The sequence below is a fragment of the Sphingobacterium sp. 40-24 genome (assembly GCF_001899705.1).
In the GTDB taxonomy this organism is placed as follows: domain Bacteria; phylum Bacteroidota; class Bacteroidia; order Sphingobacteriales; family Sphingobacteriaceae; genus Sphingobacterium; species Sphingobacterium multivorum.
The window spans coordinates 1-6,395 of the sequence record NZ_MKWH01000056.1; the positions used below are offsets into that span (position 1 = coordinate 1).

Genomic DNA, 6,395 nt, shown 5'->3' on the forward strand with positions numbered 1-6,395 from the left:
GTGCTATCTCCCTGGATGCCATACTGTTTTTGTGCTTGGGAGAGTGTCAATTTCCCCGATTCAATCTCTTTAACGACATTCAGCTTCAATGTTAAACTGTAATCACGCTGAGTCCGCTTTACATAATTTGTTCCTTCTTCCATAACGATTCTTTTTGTGTATCGATATTTCAGGACGAGACATTCCCCTAAAACAAAAAGAGCCAGCAATATCGCCGGCTCTTTTTGTTTTAGGGGAAGTTATCTTAACTTAAAAATAAGATCTCTCTCAATTTTGGAAGAGGCCATTTTTTGTCATCAACAATTTTCTCCAATTTGTTGACATGATAACGGATCACATCGAAATATGGTTTAACCAATTCATCGTAAGCGATTGATCTCTCACGTACATCATCAATTTGGTTTGCTTTTTTACGTTCTTGACGCATTGCTTCAGCTTGCTCCAAGATGGTATTTACGTGTGTTGAAATACGTTCTACAAAGTTCAATTGAGAGCTGAATGCTGCTTGTGCCAGACCCAGGTCTTTTAATCCTTTGACGTTTTCAATCAATTCGTTTTGATAAATGAAACATGCTGGGGCGATTTGGTTGTTAACCATCTCTTCGATGACACGCGCCTCAATTTGTAATTTTTTATAGAAGTTTTCAAGCAAAATTTCGTGGCGAGCTTCTGATTCACGTTTGGTATAAATACCTAGTGATTCAAACAGGGCTAAAGATTCTTCTTTTACATAAACATCTAATGCTTTAGGTGTCGATTTGATGTTAGAAAGACCACGTGCTTCGGCCTCTTTTTCCCATTCTTCGCTGTATCCATTGCCTTCAAAGCGGATAGCTTTTGAATCTTTGATGTATTTGCGGACAACATTTAAGATCGCAAGATCTTTTTTGGTGCCTTTTTTGATTTGTTTATCTACTTCTGTTTTGAACTCGATCAATTGCGCTGCAACGATCGCATTCAACACGGTCATCGGTAAAGCGGAGTTTGCAGAAGAACCAACAGCGCGGAATTCAAACTTGTTACCGGTAAAGGCAAATGGTGAAGTACGGTTCCGGTCTGTATTGTCCAGTTTTAATTCAGGAACTTTAGGAATACCATGCCATAAGTTTGCCTCTGCTTTTACTTTTTTAGCAACACGAGCAGATTCAACTTCTTCCAAAAGCTCATCCAATTGAGAACCTAAGAAAATTGAAATAATTGCTGGTGGAGCCTCATTTGCACCCAGACGGTGATCGTTGCTTGCACTAGCGATAGAAGCGCGCATCAAATCAGCGTATTCATAAACAGCTTTGATGGTATTGACGAAGAAAGTCAAGAACATCAAATTGTTTTTAGGTGTTTTTCCAGGAGATAATAAATTTACACCAGTATTTGTGATTAAAGACCAGTTGTTGTGTTTACCAGATCCGTTGACACCAGAGTATGGTTTTTCATGCAACAATACTTTGAAGTTGTGTCTTAAAGCAACTTGTTCCATGACATTCATCAACAATTGGTTGTGATCGATGGCCAAGTTGATTTCTTCGTACATTGGAGCACATTCAAATTGAGAAGGTGCAACTTCGTTGTGACGAGTCTTTAAAGGAATACCTAATTTTAGCGCTTCGTTTTCCAAGTCCACCATGTACGCTAATACGCGCTCTGGAATCGCACCAAAATAGTGGTCTTCCAATTGTTGGCCTTTGGCCGACATGTGGCCAAATAACGTACGGCCCGTTAACTGAAGATCTGGACGAGCATTATATAAGGAAAGGTCAACCAAGAAATACTCTTGTTCAATACCAAGAGAAGCGTTTACTTTAGTGACCGATTTGTCAAAATATTGAGCAACATCCGTTGCCGCTTTATCTACTGCGTTGATGGCTTTCAATAAAGGAGCTTTATAGTCTAATGATTCACCCGTATAGGAAACAAAAACTGTTGGAATACATAATGTTTTACCAGCACCTGTTTCGTAAATGAATGCAGGAGAAGATGGATCCCAAGCTGTATATCCTCTAGCTTCGAATGTATTACGGATACCACCATTTGGGAAAGAAGATGCATCGGGCTCTTGTTGAACTAATGCGTCAGCAGTAAATTTTTCAATGGCTTCACCGTTTTCGTCTGGCTCAAAAAAAGCATCATGTTTTTCAGCAGTCGAACCCGTTAAAGGTTGAAACCAGTGTGTGTAGTGAGAAACGCCGTGGTTAAGTGCCCAAGTTTTCATGGCCTGTGAAATGTGTTCAGCCAAATCTCTTGAAATAATCTGTCCCTCTTCAATGGATGCAACTAACTCCTTGTATGAATTTTTAGGAAGGTAGTCTTTCATTTTGTTTACGGAAAAAACATTCTTTCCGTAAATGTCAGTTGCTTTTTTAGTTTCAACTTTTTCAAATGAAGCAATTTGGCGTGAGCCTGCTGCTTCTACTGCTTTGAATCTTAGGTTCGACATTTGTATTTTGTAGTTAAATTACAGTTTTGTTGATTTTGTTTTTCAAAAATATTGTGTTTTTATTGAAAACTGAAATTTTTTTTGATGTTTTTTGTGAAATAATTCAAAAATTATGGTTTTTGGCTAATAAAAAAGGTGTGATTTATATAAATCACACCTTTTTTATTGTTTTGTGTTATAATTCGAATCCCCAGTCTATTCCTTTTTCGGTGGCAGGTACTCCTTTCTTCATCCAAGCAGGAGCGGGGGCACCTTTTAGGAAATGATCGAAGAATTGCTGTTCGCGAATTTGTATATCCTTACGGTTTTGTCGAAGTATGAGGTTATGTTCATCACCATTATAATTCAGCATCCATACAGGTTTGTTTAATCGGCGTAACGCAGTAAACATTTCAATACCTTGATACCATGGCACGGCCCCGTCGTTGTCATTAGCCATAATGACAACAGGAGTTTTAACTTTATCCAAATGGAATAAAGGTGAATTTTCGATATATAGTTCTGGAGCTTCCCACAGGGTTTTTCCGATGCGGCTTTGTGTATGTTCGTATTGGAACTGGCGGGACATACCACTTTGCCAGCGTATTCCGCCATAGGCAGATGTCATGTTGACGACAGGAGCACCAGTCCATGCTGCAGCGTACATATTGGTCCGCGTAATGAGGTGAGCAACTTGATAACCGCCCCAACTTTGGCCCTGTATTCCCATCTTTGTGCTATCAACCCATGCATTCTGAGCGAGGTATCTCATCCCAGAATTGATGTATTCTTCAGCTGATTTACCCGGATGACCTGTTTTGTAGCTTATATTTGGCGCAAATACCAGGTACTCGTTACTTACAAAATAGGGGATGTTCAAACGCGATGGCGTAGGAGCAGGGGGTTGATACGTATATAATCCATCTGAAAGCTTTTCATAGAAGTAAGCTATAATGGGATATTTTTTTGCAGGATCAAAATTTTCTGGTTTATAAAGAATTCCCTCAGCCTGATTTCCTTCGGGCGTTGTCCAATGGACTAACTCTGCTGTCCCCCAATTGTAATTAGCCTGTTGCTGATTAATATTGGATAGTTGTAATTCGTCTTTGAACTTTATGGTATTGGTGTAGATATTAGGCGAATTCATATAATCCTCTTTACTGTACAGTATCGTTTGTTGATCCGCTGAAGAGCTGATATTCCTGAACGTTTTTGCCTCCACCAAAAGACTTTTAGGATCGCTATGCTGCCCCTTGAACTGGTAGAAACCAGATTCTTTGGTTTTATTGTCAAAGGAAGTTAGAAAACCACCCTTTTTATAGTCGAGTGTTGTGGCTTGTTCGCGGTCCTCTTCTCTTTTTAGCGGTAAGTAGCGGAAAGTTGTCTGCGATGCAGCTCCATAGCCGTTGGTCAAGATGGATTTGTTGGAACCGTCCAAGTTAAAATACCAGATATCATACCTCGAATTGACGTAAATCCCTTTAAAGTCCGGACTCCATGCTGCCATGCCATATCCTTGCGCGGCAGTAGGCATATCATTTTCCTCGTCAGCAAAGGACGCTGGTATACCGTCATTTAGCACCGTCTTTTTCTTTGAACTAACCTGATAGGAATTCCAGGAACCTTTATCTTGGTCGAAATATACGATGTATTTTGCGTCAGGACTTAAGATTGCATTTCCTGAAAAGTTTGAAAGGATTAACTCTTTATTTCCTGTTTTTGTTGAAACCAGATAAATGTCGTCTCGTGTACTGCCTTCCCATTGACTTGCGATGCGCTTGCCAAAATCAGTGCGTGCTAAGATATACTCTTCATTTCCGTCCGGTGTAAGTGCGGTGGAGTTAAATGTTTGGTCCGTAAGGGGAATAATGTTGCGATTATATTTGGGGTAAGTAACCGCTAAGAAATTTCTTGCAAGATCTTTCTTTAAATTGACCAACTGCATGGGCTGTAAATAGTCGTCTTGCCAGTTCCAAACGTCCACTTTAGCATGCTCAAAGTCAACCAAAGTGGTGTCTCTGACACGTGGTATTGGTGCTATGCCGAAAAATAGCTTCTCTCCATTTTTGCTGAAACGGATATCGCCATCCCCACTAACGGCCCAGTCTTTAGGTATACCATTGCTTGTTTTTGTTGCGAGGTATTGGGCTGTATCTATACCATTGGCATAATAATATAGATTGTAATTTTTTAGTAATGCCTTTTCATTGGAGAGATCCCCCAGGTAAGCGAGCTGATTACCTGATTCATCAAATTTGAAATTTTTATAATTACCTTTTCCATTTGATATCTTTTTAAGCTTTTTAGTTGCTATTTCGTAAAGGTAGACTCCAGATTCTTTTGATAGGCTATCTTTTGAATCTGTTTTTTTTGAAAAAACTATTTTTGATCCATTTTTATTCCATTCGTATTGATCTACAGATGAGAATTGCACCGAATCACCAGAATTTAGATCATATAAAGCAAGCGTTGCCACTGTTTTTTTCTTTTTATCGCTGCTTTTCTTTGCTTGTGTGGCATCAGTAGCCGTTTTTGAATCAGGTTTGTCTTTTATTTCCTTGTCGAAAAGAAAAGAGACGAAATTGTTGTTTTGATCAGCAATTTTATAGGATTTTACCTGCGCAAATTTGACAAGGGATGACGTTGTTACATTGTAGATTGCCAATGAATCTTTTGGGAGATCTTCGGCTTTCTTCTTTTTGATCTTGGCTTCGCGGGTTAAGGCAAATGGCGCTTTGACCAAACTTAACAGATGATTTTCGGTATCTGTTAGTTTTCCATTATACCCACGGGGAATTTGAATGATTTCTTTGTTCTCTTTGGTTTTGAGAAAAAGCTGATTGTCGCCTTCTTGTGGAACGACCTGGAATAGGATAAATTTTCCCGATTTACTGATATAGGGTGATGATACGCTTTGCCAACTATCATATACCGTATGATCCAATGGTTTCTTTTGCGCATGGGCAGCGAATGCAGCCAGAAAACAAAATGGAATACAGATACTTTTCTTATTCATATTTTTAAACCTTTTTGTCGCAATTTATTCATAAAAAATAAATAAACATCGATTTTTTGGTATATTCATTGTTACGTAAACATAAAAAACTGGTTATGAAATCATCATCCGCTGTTATTATTTCGATTATAATGGGCGTTGTGCTCTTGCTCGGCACCTGGATATTGGGTACAGCTTATCGCTATAAGTTTAAATCGACGCAGACAATCACTGTTAATGGTAATGCCAAAAAAGATTTTGAATCCGATTTAGTCAAATGGAGTGCTACTTTTAGCCGAAAGAATTATGAATTGAGTGCTGCTTCAGCACAATTGGCTACCGATAGGGATTTGGTGCGGGACTTTTTAGTACAACAGGGGGTTAAGGCTGACGAGATCCGTTTCGAGGCTGTTAATATTGCCAAAGACTTTGAATATCATACCGATGGAAAAGGCAATGGTTATAATACTTTTTCCGGTTATACCTTATCGCAGGCCGTCAGTGTCGAATCAAAAGACTTAAATAAAGTTGACAATGCTTCAAGAGAAATATCGACATTAATTTCCAAGGGGATAGAACTTAGCTCCAGTACCCCTAACTATTATTACTCCAAGCTAGAGGATCTAAAGCTGGAACTTATTTCACAGGCTTCAAAAAATGCACATCAACGTGCAGAGAATATCGCAAAGGAATCGAATGCCGGATTGGGTAATCTGGTAAAGGCCGATCTGGGAATTTTTCAGATAACGGGACAAAACGACAACGAAGAGTACTCTTCAGGTGGTGCATTTAATACAGCATCAAGAAAAAAAACAGCTAATATCACAGTTAAAGCAAGTTTTTTGAGTAACTTATGGAAAATTATTTGACTGAATCTCAGTCCTATATTGGTTTTGATTGAAAATTTATTCAAAAAGTTTTCTCCTTTTCAATAAAAAACCTACTTTTGCATCATCCCAAACGGATATGCCCGGATGGCGGAATTGG

The 6,395-nt window shown here is 38.9% G+C and carries 4 protein-coding genes; 1 reads left to right on the forward strand and 3 read right to left on the reverse strand.

Annotated elements, in window-relative coordinates; genetic code table 11:
• From BGP15_RS20890 to BGP15_RS20900, 3 genes are all read right to left on the reverse strand, one after another.
• Nucleotides 1-143: transposase (locus BGP15_RS20890; protein ID WP_502688443.1), on the reverse strand; the 143-nt coding region annotated here is incomplete at its 3' end.
• Between the two features lie 101 nt (nt 144-244).
• The gene (locus BGP15_RS20895; RefSeq protein ID WP_070565356.1) at nt 245-2,434 is read right to left on the reverse strand and encodes a glutamine synthetase III family protein; all 2,190 of its coding nucleotides are present in this window, start codon (nt 2,432-2,434) and stop codon (nt 245-247) included.
• A 175-nt stretch (nt 2,435-2,609) separates the two neighbouring features.
• On the reverse strand, nt 2,610-5,429 hold the full coding sequence (locus BGP15_RS20900; protein WP_286770674.1) for a S9 family peptidase: 2,820 nt from the start codon (nt 5,427-5,429) through the stop codon (nt 2,610-2,612).
• 95 nt (nt 5,430-5,524) lie between these two features.
• Between BGP15_RS20900 and BGP15_RS20905 the strand changes: the two genes are divergently transcribed.
• A complete protein-coding gene (locus BGP15_RS20905) occupies nt 5,525-6,277 on the forward strand; it encodes an SIMPL domain-containing protein (RefSeq protein ID WP_286770675.1) in 753 nt (250 codons plus the stop codon).
• Nucleotides 6,278-6,395: the final 118 nt, after the last annotated feature.